This is a genomic window from Streptomyces sp. NPDC051364 (assembly GCF_040682115.1).
GTDB lineage: Bacteria > Actinomycetota > Actinomycetes > Streptomycetales > Streptomycetaceae > Streptomyces.
On record NZ_JBFBAH010000019.1, the window covers coordinates 103,929 to 123,389 of the forward strand.

The following is a 19,461-nucleotide window of genomic DNA, read 5'->3' on the forward strand; positions in this document are numbered from 1 at the left end:
TGATCCACGAGCCCGGCGGTATGCCCCCACGCAGCGCCCCGAACCTCCTCACCGCTCGATTTATCAGGCAGCGACAGGAATGAACTCGCCTGGGACCTCGCCCCGTATGCAGGACGTGGGGTGGGACAGCGTCCATCGGATCGAGGAGTGCCAATGTCCAGGAAACGGACTATGAGTCTCAAGAAGAAGCTCGTGCTCTCTGTCGTCGCGGGAACCTTCGCGACCGGAGGGATCGTCGCCACGATGGCGACCGGCAATGCCGCCGTCCCCGACGTCGTGTGCCAGGGGTCGACGGTGACGTTGTCGGGTGAGGGGGGTGCGCCGGCGGCGAGCAGTGGGACGTTTCCGGTGGGGACGAAGGTGAAGGTGACCAATCTGGACAACGGCAAGGCGACGACGGTGACGGTGAACGGGCCGTCTGGGAGTTGTGTCCTGCTGAACAATGCGGCTTTCGACACGGTGCGGGAGCCGGGCAAGAATCTGATCCGGCGCGCGCGTATCGAACGCGTGAGCTAAGCGGCCAGAGCGAATTCGAGGCCACCGAAGCCACGGCGGGGGCACGGGGCACCCCGTCCCCGCCGTGCTTCGGTTCCCTCCGAGCTTCGTCCCAGGCTGGGGTTGTGGGCGAGCCAACCCCCGTGCGCACGCCGAGAACTCTACAATTCGTCATGTGCCTGACAGCAGTGGCACTGCACCACTCCGACGAACGGCACCGCACCTCGAAGGGGGCGATCAGCACATGACCAAGCCTGAGAGCGCGGGACACGACTACGACGTCGTCATCAGCGGAGCCAGCCTCGCCGGCAGCGCCGCGGCGATCCTGCTGGCTCGACGCGGTGCCCGCGTCGCACTGCTGGAGCGCCGCTCGGACCCTGAGGCGTACAAGGTGCTGTGCACGCACTCCATCACGGCCAACGCTTACCCGGTGCTGGACGAACTCGGGCTCGTGCCCGCTCTGGAGAAGGCGGGAGCCGTCCGCAACGAGGCCCGCTGGTACACCCGTTGGGGGTGGATCGAGCCGAGGGCCGCGCCGGCGGGCCCCGAGCTGCCGTACGCGTACAACATCCGTCGCAGCATCCTCGACCCGTTGATCAGGTCCCGTGCGGCGCAGACTCCTGGCGTCGATCTGCTCCTCGGTCACCATGTGACCGGGCTGGTCCGGGAAGCCGGGCGAACGGTAGGGGTGCGCGCGTCGACCCCAGAGGGCGAGCGTGAGATCCGGGCCCGCCTGGTGGTCGGCGCCGATGGCAAGGACTCGGCCGTGGCGAAGTTCGCCGGGGTCCCTGCCACGCAGTACGAGAACGCGCGGTTCGGCTACCTCGCGCACTTCCGCAACCTTCCGCTGCGCGGCGGCATAGGTCAAACCTGGTTCCTCGACCCCGACATGGCGTACGCGTTCCCGAACGACGACGGGGTGACGGTCCTCGCGGTGCTCCCGGACAAGAAGCGGCTGCCCGCCTTCCGGGAAGACCTGGAGGGCAGCTTCTTCGAGTTCGTCCGAGCGCTCCCCGAGGCGCCGCCCATCGACTCCGCCGAGCGCATCACGAAGATCATCGGATCGGTCAACTACCCGCTTCACAGCCGCAAGCCGACCGCACCGGGCGTCGCGCTCATCGGCGACGCCGCCCTGACCGGCGATCCCCTGTGGGGAGTGGGATGCGGGTGGGCTCTGCAGTCCGCGCAATGGCTGGCAGAGGCGGTCGCCTCGGCCGCAACCGGTCGGGGCGACCTCGACAGGTCGCTCGTGGCGTACGCACGCACACACCGGCGCCGGCTGAGCGGTCACCAGCGCCTGGCTGCCGACTTCGCCACGGCCCGCCCGTTCAATCCGGTGGAGCGGCTGGTGTTCTCGGCGGCGGCGCGCGATGAATCGGTGGCGCGGCACATGCACCTGTTCGCATCCCGCCTGATCGGTCCGCTGCGCTTCCTGAACCCCTTGGCGCTGGCCAAGGCTTCGGCCGTCAACATCAAGCACCGCGCGGCGGCTGCGCCACCCACGCACCCGTCACACACAGGGTCATGACCGGCCGGCCTCCAGGCGCCCGAGCGGCAGCAGGTACTGGATCGGCTCGTCGAGATCGTCCAGGCCCAGCAGCTCATGCGCCAGGTCGTCGTGCAGGCCACCCAGCGGAATCGTGGCCAGCCCGAACGCGCCGGCCGTGAGCTGGAGGGTCTGGGCCAGGTGCCCGGCCTCCAGCAGGCCAAGCCGCAGCGCCCGCAGCCCGTAGCGGCGGCGCAGCAGCCCGAGGTCCAGGTGGATCGCCAGCACGGCCGGTGCCTCGTCGATCCCGACGGAGTCCGGGTCCTCGGCCGGGCGCGAGAGGTACGAGGACAACGCCTTGAGCCCGTCGAGGTCCGGCGCGGGCCCGAGGGCGACCAGCGACCGCCGCTCCGGCATGCAGTGGTAGGTGCCGGGGGCCAGTCCCGCCACGGAGAGGGCCAGCAGCCGTACCCGGACGCTGTAGAGGGCGCCCGCGCTCGGGTACGGGCGGTGGTGCACGGTGCGCTCCGTGCCGTCGGCCAGAGCCTGCCGGGTCACATGGCTCGGCGCGTGCGCGTGCCACAGCACCCCGCCCAGCTCCTCCGCGGTGAGCGGCCCACGCAGCGCCCCGCGCGCCGAGCTGCGGCGGCGCAGCGCCTCGGCGAGGGACAGCTCCGGCAACGAGGCTGCGGGGAGCGGGCGTTCGGCCTCGGGCCGGTACTCGGACGGTATGCCGGGCCGCGCGATGCTCCGTACGGCGGTGTCCTGTGCCCGACCGATCTGGAACTTGCTCTGCTCCAGGTACCGGTAGTCGGCCGCGCGCGGGCCGGCGCCGAAGAAGCCGTCCTCGTCCCCCGTCTCCAGCAGGGCGCGGCCCGCGAGCCGGCAGACGGCCCGCTCTTCGTCGGGGGTGACCCCCAACCGGTTGAACAGCATGTGGAGCTGTGAGGCCCAGACCCACAGCCGGCGGTGCATCCGCACCGGCGCGTCCGGCCGGTCCGCGGCGGGTGCGGCGGTACGCAGCCGGGCGTCGGCCGCTCGTACCTGCCGGGTCCACTCCGCGAGCCAGGGATCGGCGGAGCCGTCGTCCAGCCCGGCGCGCACTGCCCGAGCCCGCCGCGCCAGGTTCGTACGCTGGGCTGCGAACACCGTGTTGACCCGGGTGTGGACGGCGGCTCCGGGCAGCGGCCGCACCTCGGCGGCCCAGCGCCAGGAGGCGGCGTGCCGACGCAGCCAGCCCGCCGAGGCCAGTTCGTCCAGGCCCAGGGCGTACGCCGTGGCGTGGGCGAGGTCCAGGGCGAGCCGCAGCCGGTCGGCCCGCCCGGGCACGGCGCGCAGGGCGGCGACGGTCGCTCGCGTCGAGTGCACGAACACCTCCTCGGCCACCGGGAGCGCGGCCGGGCCACCGTAGCGGTCGGTCTCGGGCTCGTACGGCACCGCGCGCACCTCCCCGTGCCAACCGGTCCAGGGGCCGGTGACGGGGGTGGTGCAGCCGGCCAGCAGGGCCAGTTCCGCGGCGAGTTCGGCCGCGTCTTCGGCCGCTTCTTCAGGGGAAGCTGCGCAGCGGAACCTGATCCGGAGGTGGGGTCCGCCCTCGTTGTACCGGATGAAGAACCAGGCGCCGCCGATCGGGCCGTACCGGCCATCCATCAGCGGGGCGAGCGCCCCGGTGACGAAGGCATCGGTGTCCGCTCCGTCGGTGTGCAGGGTCAGGTGCAGGCTCTGCCAGCCTCCCGCCGGAGCCGGTGCGAGGGCTGCTGTCGTAGCGGCGGGCGCTCCCGCGCTCACAGGGGTCGCGTACGAGCGTTCGGTCATCGGATCGTCCTCACGGGAACGGGTGCGGGTACAGGGGGAGTTCGTCGTGGCGCAGTGGACGGGTGGTGCGTCCCAGCCGGTGGGGCACCTCCAGCAGCCGGGGCAGCCCGAGGGTGCGGCGGTTGACATGGCCGAACGTCATCGGGAGGGTGCCGGGTACGATCACCTTGGCGCAGTGCAGCCCCAGCCGGTCCCGGATCCCGGGCTCGTCCTGCGTCACGACGACCACCTCCAGCCCCTCGGCGGCCAGCCGCGCGACCGTCTCCGTCAGCAGCTGCGTCAGGTCGGCCACGGGCGTCGGAGCGCCCGGCCACCGTTCCTGCCAGGGGACCTCCCGGATGTCGGCGAACAGGAATTCCAGCCGGGGCTGTGCCTCCGGCAGGGTGTTGAGGCCCACGTGGTCGTCGAGGTCGACCACCAGCTCGGGCCGCCGGAGCATGGGGCGAAGCCGCTCCGGGTCGCGCGGCCCGCCCGGTCCGGCCGGCCGGTGCACGGCGTCCTGGACGTTGGTGACGACCTCCGCCACCGCCGAGCGGATCGCGGCCCGCGGATCGTGGTGGGCTCCGGCGGCCAGGAAGGCGCGGGGAGCGTCGGGGTGGCTCCCCTCGTAGCGGCAGAGCGAGACCACCGCCGGGATGCCGAGGTCGTTGGTGGCGTCCTGCAGGCTCAGCCGGTACCCCATCAGTGCGGCGCGCGAGGCCAGGGCGGTCACCAGCGGGTCGTCGGCGGGCAATGCAATGCCGGGCAGCGGCGTGCGCGCGTACCAGGCCATCAGGAAGGCGTCCCGTTCCGCCACCTCGAACAGCCCGTAGAGCGCGGCTTCCTGGGGACTGTTCCCGAGTCCGCAGCCGTTCGAGGACTCGTAGACCACCCGTGCCCGGCCGGGGTCCTGCGCGAGGTCCCAGTACGCCACGTGCTCGGGCACCGCCCGGACCCGGCCCTCGGTGAGCGACCAGCCGTACACCCAGTCCAGCTCCAGGTCCGCGTCGTACGGGACGCTCCGGGTGGCAGGGTGCCCTCGGTGGGCCGGGTCGGGCAGACCGAGCCGGGCGGGGTCCACGGCAGCCTCGGGGCCCAGCTCGGCGAAGGACGTACGCAGGACGGTACGGCGGCCCAGCGGGCGCATGCCGGCCAGCCGCTCCACGGCCTCGAACAGCGCCACCCGCTCGCTGGAGCGGAAATCGGCGGAGCGCCCGTAGCCGCCGTCGTCGAGCAGACGGCCGTCCGTCACCCAGGCGGTGGTGAGGGCGAAGGCGGAGTCCTCGGTGCGGAACAGGCGGCGCACCGGGCCGAACCGCTCGTCGTGCAGCTCGGCCCGCAACCGGTCCGCTCCCGTACGGTCGTTGGGGCCGCGCAGCACTGCGGGGTCGGGCAGCGGCTGCGGTGTGTCCGGGAACCCGGCCGCGGTGGGGGAGTCGGCCGGCAGCGGGCGGCACACCGGGCAGCCGCCGACCGGGCGGACGTGATGGGTGGACCAGGTGGCCCGGTGCCCCTGGACGATGTGGACGGTGGGCGGCGGCGTCCCGGCATCCGCGGCGGGCCCGGGCTCCAGAAGGGCGGCGGCGAGCAGCAGGGCCGCCTCCGCCATGGCCGGGGTGCCGGTGCCGCCGAGCGCCAGCCGGGGGCTCTGCCAGGGCACCCTGCCGCCCGCTGTGGCCAGTCGCCGGTACTCGACACACGACAGGCACGCCCGCGCCGCGGGCTCCAGCACCGGGCCGATCACGGTCAGCGCACCGTCCTCGCGCACCGGCACCAGGCGCACGGGATGGGCCATCGCGTGGCGGCTGAGCCGCTCCGCCAGCTCCAGCGTCCAGGAGGTGAGGTGGACGATGGCGGCGCCGCCGGTGGTCTTCAGCGCCGCGGCCGGACCCAGGACGGGTACGGCGCCGGCGACGGTGGCCACCGCCTTCGCGTCGGCAGCCGTCGCGTTCGTCGTGATCCCCCTCATCGTGCTCCTCCCCACCCGGCCAGAATGGTGAATCCGCATGCGTGCAGGGCAGCCAGGACCGGCCCGGCGGATCCGGCCGCCCCGCTGCCGGCAAGGTCCGCCCCACCCGGCTGCCAGGGATCCGGGCGCAGTCCGGTCAGCCGTGTCAGCGCCGCGCACAGGTCCGGCTCCCGTCGTGCGATCCCAGCCAGCCAGCGGTCGGTCCATCCCTCGTCCGTCCAGGCCGCCGGCTCGACTTCCGCAACGGCGAGCGGTGCCTCGGCCCCGCTGAACGCGGTGTGCACGGCCCCGGCCGGGCCGTGCTCGGCGGCCATGGCCCGGGTCACCCCGCCGAGCGCGGCCAGGGCCGCAGCGTCGGCAGGGGTCGCCTCCACCGCACGGGCGGCCACTCCGGCGGTCCCGGCCCGGCCGGCGGGGTCCCGTACCACGGCCAAGTAGGCCTGCTCCGCGGGGAACCGGTGAACCGTCAGCTCCATCGGAAGCCCCAGATGCCGGGTCAGCACGGTCCACCAGTGCCGGGCCTGCGGATGCTCGCGCCATTCCTCCTCGCTCAGAGCGCGGTCGGGGCAGGAGGAACCCGCGGCGGCGAGCGCGGCCCGGCGCAGGGCCCGTCCCAGGGCGTGCCCGGGTCCGGCGCCGACCGCCACCGGGCCCGGCATCCCTTCGCCCAGGTGCAGTTCAGCCGCACGGCATGCTGCGGAGAGCCGGGCCAGGTCCGTCCGGGGAGCCCCGGCCACCAGAGGCCCGGCCACCGAGTTGCAGGCCGCGAGCGCGGCGGGCAACTGGGGCAGATCGCCCGGCCGCGGTGCGTCGAGCACGCCCAGGTACGGGTCGCCCAGTGCCCCGACACCTCGCAGTGCGTCGGCCAGGTTGGCGACAGGGGCGGGGGAGAGAGTGGCGGGGTCGGCCGGCCCGGTGACCCAAGGACGGTAGGACGCGTGGGGCGGCCAGGCCAGGGCAACCAGTACGGCGGGACGGTCCGGAAGCAGCTGCGGGTCCTCCTCCCGCCCTGCCGGATCGGGCAGACCGGCTGCGGCACACAGCAGCCGCTGCCCTGCGGCACCGGCCAGCAGGGCCGTCAGCGCAGCCGGTGCCCCGGTTGTCGCCCCGGCGGGCGCGGAGCCGGTGTCCGAGGAGCCGGTGCCGGGGTGCAGGCGTGCGGCGATCGACTCGGCGTCCGCACGCGCCCGTTCCGGCTCGGCCGGTGCTGTGACGAAGCCGCCGTCGGCGGTACGGGCCACGGCCACGGCCACCGGCGGAGTGCCCGCGACCGCCACCACGCGGTCGGCCGGCAGGCCCGTGTCGCGGTACACCTCCGGCGGGGTCCCCGCGCGGTCCAGGACGCTGATCAGCGCCGCGGCGAGCGGCTCGTCGGGATCGGCCGCTGCGACCACGGGCCGTGCAGCGGCCAGGGCGGCGGCCGCGAGCCCGGGCCGCTGCACGCAGGCCCCCAGCCAGGCGGCCGGTTCGGCCGCTCCTGCCGGATACTCGGCGAGCAGATCGTTTGCGTGCAGCTGCTCGGTCAGCGCGGCCAGCGCGGCCTCGACCCGGGGATCGGCCGGATCGAGGCGGGGCCGGCCGGCCTCCTCGCCCCGGCCGTATCCCTCCTCGCCCAGGACGTCCTCGGTCCCATGGCCGAGCTGCTCGGACAGCAGCTCCCACAGGGCGGGCAGAGCCTTGCTCCCTTCGAGCGTCACGCTCCCGTCCCGGCCGCGCAGGTGCAGACCGTTCCGCAGCGGGGTGACCGCCACCCCGGGCCGCAGCCGCAGTCGCGGCGGTTCGGCGGCGGTCACGGCGTCCCCTCCACGGCGGCGATAACCTCGTCGATACGCGTCTGCCACCGGTGCCCGGTGAGTTCCGGCACGCTGCGTACCACGAGGTGGGCGGCGAGGTAGCGCTCCACGGGCCGGACATCGCAGATGGTGAGGAGCCGGTACAGCCCGTTCGTACAGGCCCGGTAGACCAGGTAGTCGGGGCGGCTCCACATCGTGCCCTGCGGGTCAGAGCGGTGCAGCTGCCGGTGGAAGTCGCTGTACCTGGTGCGTACCTCGCGGTCCCAGCGTTCGACGGTGGCCCGGTCGCCCAGCGCCGCGGCCCGGTCCCGGTACTCCGCATGTACCCCGGTGAAGTCCGCGCCCGCCCTGAACCGTTCCTCCGCGATCCGCCAGGCCCGGGCGGACCAGTCGGCCCAGGCCCGCTCCCAGCCGGCCGCCCCGCCGCCCGCGATCCGGCCCACCAGCGCGGAGATCCGCCCGCCCGCGGCGTCCCAGCGGCGGTCGAAGGCCGCCCGCAGCCGCCCGTCGCGGTCCTCCTGGACGAGGAAGTCCTCCAGGTGGGAGACGTACGAGTAGTGACCGCTGACCAGTCCTTCGGGGTGCGCGGCGGCATGGGCTGCGAGGGCCGCCACCACGAGTTCGACCCGGGCGGCGGACGTGTCCGCGCGCTCGCCGAGGAAGTCGGTGCCCGCTTGGAGGGCGGGCAGGCCCAGGACCAGCAGGTCCTCGCGCAGCCGCACCCCGTCCGGGCCGATCAGCGCCTCCAGGGAGGACAGGTCCACCGGCTCCACCCGCACGGTGTTGTCGGGTACGAACGGACCGTACGGGGGCGGGATCAGCTCCGCCCGCCCTGCTGCCGCGGCCTGCGCCAGCAGGCGCTGCGCGTCGGCGGCGGCTCGCGACGGGTGCGAGGCCGCGCGGGCGCGCAGCTCGGCGGCGGTGCGCACGGCCGTGTCGGCCACCGCCTCGGGGAGGCCGCGCAGGCGCAGCCGCAGGTGCGGGCCGTGCAGCCAGTGGCGTTCGACATGAGCGGTCACCCCGTCCGCGGCGGCCCGTCGGGCGAGGGGCAGCACGGCTTCGCGCAAGAGAGGCGCCTTGACCGGCTCGTAGTGGTAGACGACCACGTCAAGGGCCGTGGCAGCACTCGAGGCGGGCCGGGCGGTGTCCGGGCCGATGGCCGGGGCGTTCATGAGGTGTCTCCTCGGCGGATGACGGGCGGGGTGGCGGTGGGGCCCGCCGGGACAGGCGGCCGGAACGGCGCGCGTGGCAGGGGGGTTCAGCCCGACCGGGCGGCGCGTGCAGGCCGGTAGGTCTCGGCGACGAGCTCCACGGCATGCGCGGGGCGGTTCCGGCCGCCGAAGACGGGCAGCGACTCCTCCAGCACCACGCCGCGCGGGTGGCGGGCCAGCCAGCCGGAGAGGCAGCGCAGGTGCAGGGCGCTGCCCAGGTCGAGGGCCTGCGGCTTCGGCGCGCGCAGACTTCGTACGAAGTCCTCGGCGGGCCGCCCGGCAGGGGGCTCCGGAACCGGGTGCAGGAACAACTGCTCGGGCAGCCCCAGCAGGGCCCGCCAACGGGCCGCCGCGGCGGCCGGGATCACGCCGGGGTCGGCCGCGAGGTCGGCGCGGAGCGCGGCCAGTACCCCTTCGGGCAGGTGCCAGCGCCGCCGGGCGAGCACTGCATGCGCGTGGCGCAGCCGCGGGGTTCGCTGCACCTCGCCGCCGGGCACGGCCAGGGTGCGGCGGGGGAGGAGCCGCCGGAAGTCCACGACGCCGTCCGGGTGGTCGCAGAGGAACGGCGCGAGGCGCTGCGGCAGCATGACCGGGGCGAGGAAGCCGAGGTAGAGGACGTCGAGAGGTTCGCCGGTGGCCTGCACCCGAAGCCTGAGCTGGTCGGAAGGCAGGTCGTGGACCAACTCCACATCGGCCTCGGCGAGCGCGCTCCGGTACCGGTCGGGGCCGATCTCATCGCCGACCAGCAGAGGATGGAGATTGGCGTTGAAGCCGCCCACCGGCCGGATCTGGGCGGCCCGGGCGCCGTCGCCGAGACCACGGCGGATCTCGCGGGCCACCTCCGCGGCGGCGTCGTGGGGCAGGTCGTCCAGGAAGCGGCTGGTGAAGCGGCCCCAGCCGCCGTAGACGTGGTTGACGCAGAGCAGGCCGTCGGCACCCTGGGCGGCGCGTTGGACGAACCACGAGTAGCTGAGCGGGCGGGCGGCGGTCCAGCCGGGCAGCCGGGCGGCGAGCTCGCGGACCTCCTCGGCGGGCAGGACGACCTCCTCGGCCCACCCGCCGGGTGCGGCCGCTGCGGCGGACCGTACCCGCTGGGTGAACTCCTCCCGCAGTTCGGCCAGTTCGGCCAGTTCGGCCGGCTCGCGGGAGAGCCCCGGATCGCCGGACGGCCGGACGGCGAGGCGTGCGGCCTCCTCCCACGCGGCGGCGGTGTCGGCGCCGAACTCCCAGGGGGCCCGGCAGGTTCCACCGCGCCCGTAGCGGGAGACGAAGCGCTCCAGTGCAGCCCGCCGCATGAGGTGCCCGAGGTCGAACAGCTCGGCCAGGGCGGTCAGTTCACCGAGCACGGCCCGGTCCGGGGCGGTCAGCCCGCCGGTGCGGACGGGGCCGGCGGCCCCGGCGGTGTCGGTTGCCGCGTGTTCGGCGCCGAGCACGGCGTTGGCGATTACGTCCTCGGAGAGCACGTTCAGCGGGGCGGCATCGGCCGGAACGGGCCGCCCGGCGTCGGCCAGAAGGCGGCGCCAGCGGTCCGCCAGGTCGGCGAGCAGAGCGGGCCGCTCCTCGGCCCGGGCGTGCGCGAACCCGGCGGTGTCGGCAGCGATCCGGTCGATCCGGTCACTCAGCGCCGCGTCCTCGGGCCACTGGCGCAACCAGCCGGCCAGCGCACGCAACGGGTGCGGGTGCTGAGGGTCGACTGGCTCCACCGGTACCAGCAGGCCGCCCTCGGTGAGTTGACCGAGAAAGCGGCCGACGGCGGGGTCCGTACGGGGGCGGCCGAGGGCAGGACCGAGCCGGGCCGCCAGCTCGTCGAGGGTCGCAGGCGTGGCTGCGAGCGTGTCGAGCGCGGTCAGGGCGGGGCGGGGTGCGAGCTCGATCGTCTCTTCGTGGGTGACGAGGTACCGGCCGCCCGCGAAGAGCGTGCGGTCCCGCGTGTACAGGGCCCGGCCGTCGGCGGTGGGCCGCGCACTGCTGGTCATGCGATGGGCGAGCACGCGCCGGCGGCGCGGTTCGTCCAGCAGCGCGGCGACGAGCGCCTCGACGAGTGTCCGGTGCTCCCGCACCACGGACCGCAGCAGCGGCTGCGTCCGTGCCGGCTCACCGCCGGACCACCCCACGGCGGTGAACCATGACAGCGGACTGGTCTTCGTACTGGCACGCAGGGCATGCCGCAGTACCGAGGGCTCCTCCTTGCGGGCCTTGCGCCCGCCTTCGTCCCGGGCGGCCCGGGACACTGCGCGCAGCAGGTCGGCACTGGTGAGAGCAACGGCCCGGGTGAAGCCGGGGGAGCGGCACAGTTCCGCGAGGGCGGAGCGCTCGGCGGTCAGGGCATCGGGGACGGTCGCGGACAGATCTGTGAGGAGTACGTCGCGGAGCTCGCGCAGGTTCAGCCACGTGCCGAGCCGGGGCACCCGTGCGGGCAGATCGTCGAGGCGGGCCAGCAGGGCGGGGCGGGGGGCGCGGCCGTTGTGCAGCGCCCGGCGCAGTGGGAGCACCACTCGGCGGTGGAACTCCTCGTCGTGCCCTGGCCGGGAGGCGAAGAGGTCGTCGCACAGGGCCGGACGTAGCGCGTCCTCTTGTGCCGCGAGGGAGGTGAGCCGGTCGAGCAGGGTCCGTACCCGTGCGGCTTCCTCCGGCTGTGCAGGGTGCGCCGTCACCGTCGTGCGGACCAGCGCGTACGGGGCGGTCCCGGCGGGCGGCCCCGCCGACGGGCGAGCGGTCCCCGGCACCGGCGCGACGTGTCGCTGTGCGGCTGGCTGGGCGGCGTGCGGCAAGGCGGGCTCCCGTGGTGCGGTTTGGGCCTGTGAGCGTCCTCCGGCTCGGGCCGCAGCCCGTGCGGCCGGCCCGGGTGGGCCGGCCGCACGGGAGCGGCCGTTTCACAGCCGTCAGACGACGGGCGTCTCCACCTGCGGCTGGGCGCAGGAGGACGAGCCCTGGCAGGAGCAGGAGCCCCATGAGGCGCCGTTCTCGGGCAGTGCAGCGGTGTCGCTCAGCGCGGTGACGGTGAGCTCGCTGAGGTCGAGGTCCAGGTCCAGATCGAGGTGGTTGTACCCGGTGGTGGCAGAGGTTTCGGACATGCGGATTTCCTCTCGTTTCTGAGGGGTTGCGCAACCGCGAAGACGGCGTCGGCTGGCCGGCGCCCGCGGGCGACGGGCGGAGTGCCCCGGGGGAACAGATGGTTCGTGGTCGGGGGCATCCGTATGAGCGTCGTGGTGCAGCACGAGTCTGTGCGCGTCACGGGCCGACGGCAACTGCACATGTCATGTTGGCCTGTTGCCCCGTGCTGGTCCGTCACGTCACAGCTGGCCTCTGGTCTCCTGTCGGTGGCAGAGCGGACGGTGCCCGCCCCTGTTGCCGCACGGCGTGCTGGGCGGTGCGATGACCATCGCTGCTCGTGGCCGCGGGAAGGGATGCCGGAACAGGCAGTTCCATCGAACGGCCGGGCCTGGTCGCGGCCGCTCCGGACTGCTGCAAGGCAGCCCCGGCGGTCCCTTCACAGGAGTGGTTACCGGTCAATCTCCGGCGGCCCGAAGCCCGGCCCTCCCCGAACATGCCGGTGCCCGGCAGCCGCAGCCCGTCGGCCGGCGGCTGCTCCCTTGCAGCGTGCCGCCGCTCCGGCCCGTCACGGCCGGCCCGACGGACGGCCGTGCACAATGGCACGCATGCGCGCACCCATCGGTTCCTTCGACAACGCCCGCCCGGCGCCGGACTGCCTGGCCGAACTCACCGGACCGGTGGCCGAGGCGGTCCGCGCCTGGCACGGCACCGTCCCGGCCGAGGACATCGTGTACGTCGACACCGCCCCGGCCATCGCGGACACCGCCGCCTTCGTCGAGCACTACGGGCAGGAGCTCCTCGCGCAGTCGGCGAACTGCGTGATCGTCTCCGCCAAGCGCGGCGGCGAGTCCATGCCGGCCGCGTGCCTGGTCCCCTCCGGAGCCCGTGCCGACGTCAACGGCGTGGTGCGCCGTCGCCTCTCCGCCCGCAAGGTGTCCTTCGCGCCGATGGACACCGCGGTGCAGCTCAGTGGCATGGAGTCCGGCGGCATCACCCCCATCGGCCTGCCGTCGGACTGGCCGTTGCTCGTGGACTCCGTCTTGGTCGGGCTGCCGTACGTACTGGTCGGCAGCGGCCGCCGCCGCGGCAAGCTCATCGTTCCTGGGAAGCTGTTCGCGGAACTCCCGGGCGCTGACGTGATCGAAGCCCTTGCTGCCTGACCGGTTGATGCGGCTCCCCGATCGGGCGATGTGTCGGGCCGGGGCGTCTCGAATCCGGCCGTGCGGCGTTACACGACGCGGAGCTTGATCCAAGTCTCGGCGTCCGCCGGGACGGGCAGCGATACGACGTGCAACCGGGGCGCCGGTGGCCGGCAAGGGAGCAAGATGCGAGACCTCATCGAGGCGTACGGCGGTCGCCGAAGGCTTGCCGCGGGCTGCCGTCACGTATGCGAGAAGCCCGCGTTCTCGCTCGGCGTCATCTCGGTGATCCTCCTCAACGCCGTACTGCTGGGCGTCGAGACGTACAGCGGACTGTCGGTCGAGTACGGCGTCCTTCTCCATTCGGCCGAACGGTTCTGCGTCGCCGCGTTCAGCCTCGAGATGCTGATCCGACTGGGCGCGCACATCGACCGGCCGAAAGCTTTCTTCCGCGACCCGTGGAACGTGTTCGACCTGCTGGTGGTCTCTTCGGCCTTCGTTCCCTTCCTGCGGGAAAACACCACCCTCTTGCGTCTGTTGCGGCTGGCGCGAGTGCTGCGTACCGCGCAGTTCATGCCGCAGCTGCGGGTCCTGCTCGTCGCGGTCGGCCGTAGCCTGCCCGGAACGGTCAGCTTCCTGTTCGTGGGCGCCCTGATCCTCTACGTTTACGCGATGATCGGCTGGATCTGCTTCGCCGGGCATGACCCGGAGCACTACGGTTCCCTCGGCCGCGCCGGGCTGACGCTGTTCCTGCTGATGACACTGGAGGGCCTGGGCGATGCCGTCCATGCCGGACTGGCGGTCTCCCCGTTCAGCATCATCTACTACGCCTCGTACGTGCTCCTTGCCTCCTTCGTCCTGGTCAACGTACTGATCGGTGTCGTCCTCAACGCCCTGGAGGAGGCGCGCGAGATGGAAGAGGCGGCGAACCGGACCGAGCAGGTCACCGCCTGGCAGTCCACGGGGAACGCGGGCCGGGCGATTCCGGAGGGCGCCGATGAACTCCGCCTGCGGATTGCGGCGGTCCGCAGCGCCCTGGACGACATGGAGGCCCAGCTCGACCCGTCGAGCGGAGCCGCGCCCGCCATGGCCGCATCCCCCTCCCTGGCCCGGGCATCGGTCGGCGCGCGGTAGCCGAGCGCCGAAAGGCGGGGGCGCACCGGTCACCGATGAGCATCCGGGCCGATCCGTCCGCGCCCCGGCCCTGCCCGTCGGCGTGTACGCGCACATTGCGGCCCTGGAGTGCCGCACGCTTCCTGGACGCACTTATGTCCGCACACCCGAGCACCGAAGTCGCCCGATCGAAGGGAGAACCCATGAGCGGAAGCGAGATGTCCAGGTCCGGTTCCCCGGCCGCGTCACCCGGAACCAACACGGGTTTCGGCCAGGCGCCCGTGCAAACCGCGCCTGAACGCAGCGGATACCCCCTGTACGAGTTCGCCCTTACCGCGATGCTGATGTTCACCGTGGTCACGGTCATCCGCTGGGTTCTCGATCCGGCCTCCCCACTCTCCGTTGCGAACGTCCACCTGGCCCTCCTCCTGGTGGGTGCGCTGGCCGGGGCGCTCGTCTTCGGGCTGCTCCGGTCCTCATGGGGGCGGCGTTCGGGTGCGCACATGAATCCCGCGATCACGCTCGCGCTGTGGCTGCTGAGGGCCTTCCCCGGCCGGGGCGTGGGGGTGTACGTCGTCGCACAGCTGGGCGGGTCGGTCGCCGGGACGGCTCTGGCCCGCCTGGCCTGGGGGCCGGCGGTCGCGCGTGTCGGCTACGGTGCAGCGGCCGCGGCGCCGTCGTGGAACGGCTGGGCCGTCTTCGCGGCCGAGGCCGGCTGCCTGGTCGTGGTCACCCTGCTGATCGGCTTCTTCCTCGCGCACCCGGCCCACGAACGATGGTTCCCCTGGGTCCTGGCGGTTCTCATCTGCGCGATCATTGCCGTTCTGGGCCCCCTCAGCGGCGGCTCCGCCAACCCCGCCCGCCAGTTCGGACCCGTGCTGATGTCCGGAACCACCGCCCGCCTGTGGATCTACCTCGTGGCACCCGCCCTCGGCGCCGTCCTCGGCGCTGCCGCCCACCACCTGATCCTGCGGGGCCCCCGTCGCGACCCCACCGCCTCGCACCCGACCTGAACCGGGACCGGCGCACCACCCCGCCCACGTCCGGCGGAAGTCGGACCTGCCCGCGAAGGCAGCGGGCCTGACGGTGGTCACGGACGCGCGCCCCTGGGCACCGGACTCATCGTCCCGCACCGCAGACGAGCCGGCCGCCCCTTCGTGCGCGGCCAGGCGAGGACAACGCCGATCATCGGGCAGGCCGCACCGGCGCGCTCAGGTGCTCGTCGCGCATCGTCTTCAGGCTGGTGGCGGTGTCCGCGTCGTCTGCGCCGGAGATGACGTTCACGCTCGCGTCGAGGCGTAGCCGAGGAGGAAGAGTGCCTCGACGAGAGCCATGTTGCGGATCTCGCTCGGATCGACGCTCTCGTCGGGCCCTGGACGAGGCAGCGAGGCTCCTCGACGCCTATGAGGATGATCTCGGCGTCCGGGCAGGTCCCGGCGAGTACGTTGCCCAGGGGGGATGGATCCGCCCTGGCCGGGGAATTCCATCGGGCGGCCGTGCGTCTGTGCCATCGCCTGCCCCAGGGTCTGGTAGGCCGGGCCCGTCGGTGGCCGCGCGGAACGGCGAACCGGTGCCCTCCTTCTCGACCGAGACCCGGGCGCCCCAGGGCGCGGCGGCCGTCAAGCGCGCGGTGTGAGGGCCGCCAGCGCGGTATCGGAGTCCATCCCCGGCGGCCCGCGCAGCCTCACCCGGGCCCGGGCCGTGGCCGGTACCGCGGCGGCGGAGCCGACCACGGGCGCGCAGTCGACGCCGAGTACCGTCACGGCGGGGCGCGCCCAGCGGCCAGGGCCGGCAGTCCCACGCTCAGGTGGGCCTTCGCCGCCTTGCCTTGCGGGAGATCGTCCGGAACGGGAACGTCCATGGCGCTCAAGTGGGCCTCCGGGGCGACAGGGCCGATCCCCCCAGACTCGCCCGTGCTCCCGTAGCAGGCGACCCGGGTACGGCCATCCGGGGGAACACGACCGGGGCGCAGTGACGCACCGGCGCGTCACTGCGCTCCTGCCTGCCGCCCGGTGTGCCCTCAGATGCGTGACCCCGGCCGTGTTGCGTCGGATGTGTTCCGCGCGCCGTGCCGTACAAGGGGCTCGCTCGTTGCCGGGCTCGGAACCCAACGCTGCGCGGGCAGGCAGGCATGTCTGTTCGGGAAGATCAGAACTACTTGCTGCGGCTCTCGGCCTCGGCGTTGGCTATGGCTTCCGCTTCGCTTTCGGCCAGTGCAATGGCGACGCCGAATGCCTGAGCGATGTGGCCCGCGGCCGACATGACGCGTGCGGTGCCCACGACGGGGGCGATCGCGACGAGCACGTCCTGCAGCTGTTCGACGGTGAAGTCGGCCTTGACGGCGGGGTTGACGTGGGCCAGGTAGGAGATGGCCGGTGCGTCCATGGCCACGAGGGCTGCGATGCGGGTGGTGATGAGTGTCTTCTCGTCCATGTTGCAGTGCTCGATGGAGTCGACGGTCATCGCGGCGAGCGTGTCGAGAATGGGAGCGTCAGACCTGGTGGCCATGTCGGAACCGCCTTTCTCTGCTGAACTGAGCTGGACGCGCCGCACGCTGACCGCAGGATTCGGAGCGTGTCGGCGGGTTGCCGTATCAGGGTAGGCGTCCCTCGAGGCCTGCGCCCGTCGGGTTGTGCGGGCGAACGGCGGCTGTCAGGGCGCTTCCACGACAAGCGTGTCCCCAACCCCTCGTACGCGCCCATGCGCGGGTTCGGGCGAGCATACGGTGTCCGTCGGATGGAGCCGTCGGGAGCCGGAAACAAGATCGACCAGGAACCCCGGCCGGCAGCCTGCCCTGAGGAACCTGCCGAGCGCACTCCACCCAGCGCAACGCCCGGTCGGCAGACAACAGTGTCGCCTCCGTCGCGGTCTCCTTGCCTCACTGGGCGCCGGGGCAGGTGTCAACCCGTATGCGGGTGTGCGATTCAGAGCATTTTGCGTCAGTGCAAATGGTCCGATTCTGTGCAGGGTGTTGGCTACGGTGTGTAGCTGCACCTTGGAGTCATGGCCGGATGCCGACCGGAGCCAGGGGAGGCACCATGGTCGGTACGGGAGGGCGCAGGCCCCTTCGATCGGCCGATGAGGAAGGTGTCGAGCGGGTCACCGAGAGGCTCAGGATCGCCTATGCCGTCGGCGAACCGCTGATCAGGTGGATGCCGCAGTGCGTGCGGCGCTGGTATCACTTCAAGGACCGCAGAGTCCGCGAACTCGTGCCCGTGCTCGTCGAGCGCCGTGCCCGCGCCGCCCTCGAAGCGGCGGACCGGCCGGATGACGGGTGCCCGCCCACGTGGAGGGGCGAATGACCACTCAGGTGTACCTCGCGTACGACTTCCCGCTGCTGAGCGTCTTCTGGACCATGCTGGGGCTGGCCCTCTGGATCTTGTGGTTCTTCCTGCTCTTCAGGATCATCTTCGACGTCTTCCGCGATGACGACTTGGGCGGTTGGGCCAAGGCCGGCTGGCTGGCCTTCGTCATCCTGCTGCCGTTCCTCGGCGTCTTCGTCTACCTCATCGCCCGGGGCAAGAGCATGGGCCACCGGGAACTGGCGCAGGCACGCACCCAGCAAAAGGAGTTCGACACCTACATCCGTGAGACCGCCGGCGCAGCCCGGCCCAGCAGCACTGAGGAACTGGCCAAGCTGTCCGACATGCGGGCGCGCGGCGACATCACGGACGAGGAATTCCGCCGGGCAAAGGCGCTGGTCCTGACCGACTACGGCCCAGAAGACCGAGCCACCCCCGTCGCCCACCCATCCGGTGATGACGAGCAGCGCTGAACGTGCTGCAGAAGACCGGGCTCGCCGGCATCTCGCCTGTATGGGTGGGGTGTTCCGGCTGAACCGGTACGGATGGAGAAGTTCCCCGGGAAGACCGCCTTGTGCAACCGTAAGGCGGTCTTCCCCCACCCGAGTTCGCCCACCCACCGCCGCTGCTCGGCGCGGAGAGTCTCATCACCATCGACATCAGAGGAGGAACGCGTGGCTCAGCTACTGAGAGTCCAGAACTTCGGCGTCTCGAGTGACGGCATCGGTGCCGGTGAGGACCAGAGCCTTGAACGTCCGTTCGGCCATGTCGATCCCGGGAGGCTGTTCGCCTGGGCCGGTGCCACGGCGAGCTGGCCCATGCGCACGGATCCCGGGGGAAGCCGGGGCCTCGACGACTACTTCACGCGGGACTACGCACGCAACATCGGTGCCGAGATCATGGGGCGCAACAAGTTCGGGCCCCAGCGCGGGCCTTGGGGCGACCATGAGTGGCGCGGCTGGTGGGGCGATGAGCCCCCGTTCCACACCCCGGTGTTCGTCATGACCCACCACAAGCGTCCTTCGTTCACTCTTTCCGACACCACGTTCCATTTCGTCGACGACGACCCGGCCGGCATCCTCGAACGGGCACGTGAGGCCGCGCAGGGCAAGGACGTGCGACTCGGCGGCGGTGCCACCACCATCCGGGAGTTCCTTGACGCCGACCTCGTCGACACCATGCATGTGGCGGTCTCGCCGGTGAAGCTCGGGACCGGGGTACGGCTCTGGGAGTCCCCCGATGAGCTGCTCGACCGGTTCCACCTGGAGGTCGTGCCCAGCCCGAGCGGCGTGACGCACCACCTGTTCTGGCGAAAGTGACCGGCCCTCAAGGCAGCCCGGCGTCGACGTCGCCGCCGTCCTGACTACGACGCACGGCCGGGGCGAGGCCGCTGCGCCGCCGCAGGGCTCACCCCGGACGCCACCGCCCCGCAGAGGAGCGTGAGCTCGCGGGCTGCATTGCGGACTGGACCGGCGACGGTCCCGCCGATGACTCCCCGCTCGCGGCCCTTGAGGCTGCCCTGGAGGAACGCGGCCGGCGGGTCACCGCCCGGCACGGCGAGCCTGTGCCGGGGGGTGGCGCTGACCAGCGGCTCCTGGCGCCTGGAGCTCACCAACGGCGGGCTTGTCGACACACCCTCTCCCTGGTGGCCAAGCGCTCCGGCCGGACCTGCGAGGAGGCCTTCCGGCGCGCCGAGGCGACCCGGGGGCCGCGGGGCTGTACACCCCGCGCTGCCGCGGCTGCCGCGGCTTCTCGGCAGGATGACACAGAGCCGGCCGGTGAGCCCGGTTCCGCCGTGGGGTCCGGTCCGGCCGAGCAGCTGGTGGGCGCCCCGGCGGTGGTGCGGCAGTTCCTGGAGTCGCCGCCCCCGGGGCCGCCAACGTCAGGGAGCCGGGGCCATGGGGCCTGGGCGCCATGCTGCGGAATGTTGCGGCGAGCGCGGTATGCAGCCTTCGGCCCGCCTGTCTCCTTCGATCCTGGGGTGGTTCCGGTATCCGGCTGGGTCTCTCAAGGGGTACAGGCGGTGACGTTCGGTGAGATTCGGGCGTCGCTGAGGTGAGCCGCCCCATAGGGCCCACGTCACACACGAACCGGGATAGTAGCTC

General features: G+C 72.9%; 14 protein-coding genes and 2 pseudogenes. 8 read left to right on the forward strand and 8 right to left on the reverse strand.

What is annotated here, in order from left to right; translation table 11 throughout:
* Nucleotides 1–270 precede the first annotated feature (270 nt).
* Together AB0M76_RS30550 and AB0M76_RS30555 are read left to right on the forward strand one after the other, a co-directional pair.
* Nucleotides 271–516 (forward strand): annotated as a pseudogene (locus AB0M76_RS30550) (hypothetical protein); the annotation flags it as partial.
* Between the two features lie 223 nt (nt 517–739).
* The gene (locus AB0M76_RS30555) at nt 740–2,023 is read left to right on the forward strand and encodes an NAD(P)/FAD-dependent oxidoreductase (protein WP_365955960.1); all 1,284 of its coding nucleotides are present in this window, start codon (nt 740–742) and stop codon (nt 2,021–2,023) included.
* Here the strand turns inward: AB0M76_RS30555 and AB0M76_RS30560 are convergent.
* The 6 genes from AB0M76_RS30560 to AB0M76_RS30585 all read right to left on the reverse strand — a co-directional run bounded on the left by AB0M76_RS30560 (nt 2,018) and on the right by AB0M76_RS30585 (nt 11,822).
* Entirely contained in the window at nt 2,018–3,796 is a 1,779-nt protein-coding gene (locus AB0M76_RS30560) for a thiopeptide-type bacteriocin biosynthesis protein (protein WP_365955961.1), read from the reverse strand. The two genes, AB0M76_RS30555 and AB0M76_RS30560, sit on opposite strands and share 6 nt — an antisense overlap.
* A 10-nt stretch (nt 3,797–3,806) precedes the next feature.
* On the reverse strand, nt 3,807–5,744 hold the full coding sequence (locus AB0M76_RS30565) for a TOMM precursor leader peptide-binding protein (protein WP_365955962.1): 1,938 nt from the start codon (nt 5,742–5,744) through the stop codon (nt 3,807–3,809).
* Entirely contained in the window at nt 5,741–7,537 is a 1,797-nt protein-coding gene (locus AB0M76_RS30570; RefSeq protein ID WP_365955964.1) for a hypothetical protein, read from the reverse strand. The genes AB0M76_RS30565 and AB0M76_RS30570 overlap by 4 nt, the downstream gene beginning before the upstream one ends.
* Entirely contained in the window at nt 7,534–8,709 is a 1,176-nt protein-coding gene (locus tag AB0M76_RS30575; protein WP_365955965.1) for a lantibiotic dehydratase C-terminal domain-containing protein, read from the reverse strand. Before AB0M76_RS30575 ends, AB0M76_RS30570 begins: the two co-directional genes overlap by 4 nt.
* An 86-nt stretch (nt 8,710–8,795) precedes the next feature.
* Nucleotides 8,796–11,474 (reverse strand): lantibiotic dehydratase, encoded by a 2,679-nt coding sequence (locus tag AB0M76_RS30580; RefSeq protein WP_365955966.1) that lies wholly within the window; start codon nt 11,472–11,474, stop codon nt 8,796–8,798.
* Between the two features lie 156 nt (nt 11,475–11,630).
* Nucleotides 11,631–11,822 carry a thiazolylpeptide-type bacteriocin gene (locus AB0M76_RS30585; RefSeq protein WP_266659992.1) on the reverse strand — a complete coding sequence of 64 codons (192 nt, stop codon included), beginning with the start codon at nt 11,820–11,822 and terminating at the stop codon, nt 11,631–11,633.
* Between the two features lie 585 nt (nt 11,823–12,407).
* Between AB0M76_RS30585 and AB0M76_RS30590 the strand changes: the two genes are divergently transcribed.
* The 4 genes and pseudogenes from AB0M76_RS30590 to AB0M76_RS30605 form a co-directional block, all read left to right on the forward strand.
* Nucleotides 12,408–12,962, forward strand: coding sequence for a YbaK/EbsC family protein (locus AB0M76_RS30590; protein WP_365955967.1), 555 nt, complete (start codon nt 12,408–12,410; stop codon nt 12,960–12,962).
* A gap of 165 nt (nt 12,963–13,127) precedes the next feature.
* Nucleotides 13,128–14,075: an ion transporter gene (locus AB0M76_RS30595; protein WP_365955968.1), complete on the forward strand. Its 948-nt coding sequence runs from the start codon at nt 13,128–13,130 to the stop codon at nt 14,073–14,075.
* A 182-nt stretch (nt 14,076–14,257) separates the two neighbouring features.
* Nucleotides 14,258–15,067: an aquaporin gene (locus AB0M76_RS30600; protein ID WP_365955969.1), complete on the forward strand. Its 810-nt coding sequence runs from the start codon at nt 14,258–14,260 to the stop codon at nt 15,065–15,067.
* Nucleotides 15,068–15,089: 22 nt separating this feature from the next.
* Nucleotides 15,090–15,246 (forward strand): annotated as a pseudogene (locus AB0M76_RS30605) (IS5/IS1182 family transposase); the annotation flags it as partial.
* Between the two features lie 962 nt (nt 15,247–16,208).
* On the opposite strand, the gene AB0M76_RS30610 reads toward AB0M76_RS30605, so the two are convergent.
* Nucleotides 16,209–16,562, reverse strand: a complete 354-nt coding sequence (locus tag AB0M76_RS30610; RefSeq protein WP_365955970.1) for a carboxymuconolactone decarboxylase — start codon at nt 16,560–16,562, stop codon at nt 16,209–16,211.
* A gap of 790 nt (nt 16,563–17,352) precedes the next feature.
* Between AB0M76_RS30610 and AB0M76_RS30615 the strand changes: the two genes are divergently transcribed.
* Both AB0M76_RS30615 and AB0M76_RS30620 read left to right on the forward strand, forming a co-directional pair.
* Nucleotides 17,353–17,829 carry an SHOCT domain-containing protein gene (locus AB0M76_RS30615; RefSeq protein ID WP_365955971.1) on the forward strand — a complete coding sequence of 159 codons (477 nt, stop codon included), beginning with the start codon at nt 17,353–17,355 and terminating at the stop codon, nt 17,827–17,829.
* A gap of 201 nt (nt 17,830–18,030) precedes the next feature.
* Nucleotides 18,031–18,675: a dihydrofolate reductase family protein gene (locus AB0M76_RS30620; protein WP_365955972.1), complete on the forward strand. Its 645-nt coding sequence runs from the start codon at nt 18,031–18,033 to the stop codon at nt 18,673–18,675.
* A gap of 44 nt (nt 18,676–18,719) precedes the next feature.
* Here AB0M76_RS30620 and AB0M76_RS30625 read toward each other — a convergent pair whose 3' ends face one another.
* Nucleotides 18,720–18,968: a hypothetical protein gene (locus tag AB0M76_RS30625; protein WP_365955973.1), complete on the reverse strand. Its 249-nt coding sequence runs from the start codon at nt 18,966–18,968 to the stop codon at nt 18,720–18,722.
* Between the last annotated feature and the right edge of the window lie 493 nt (nt 18,969–19,461).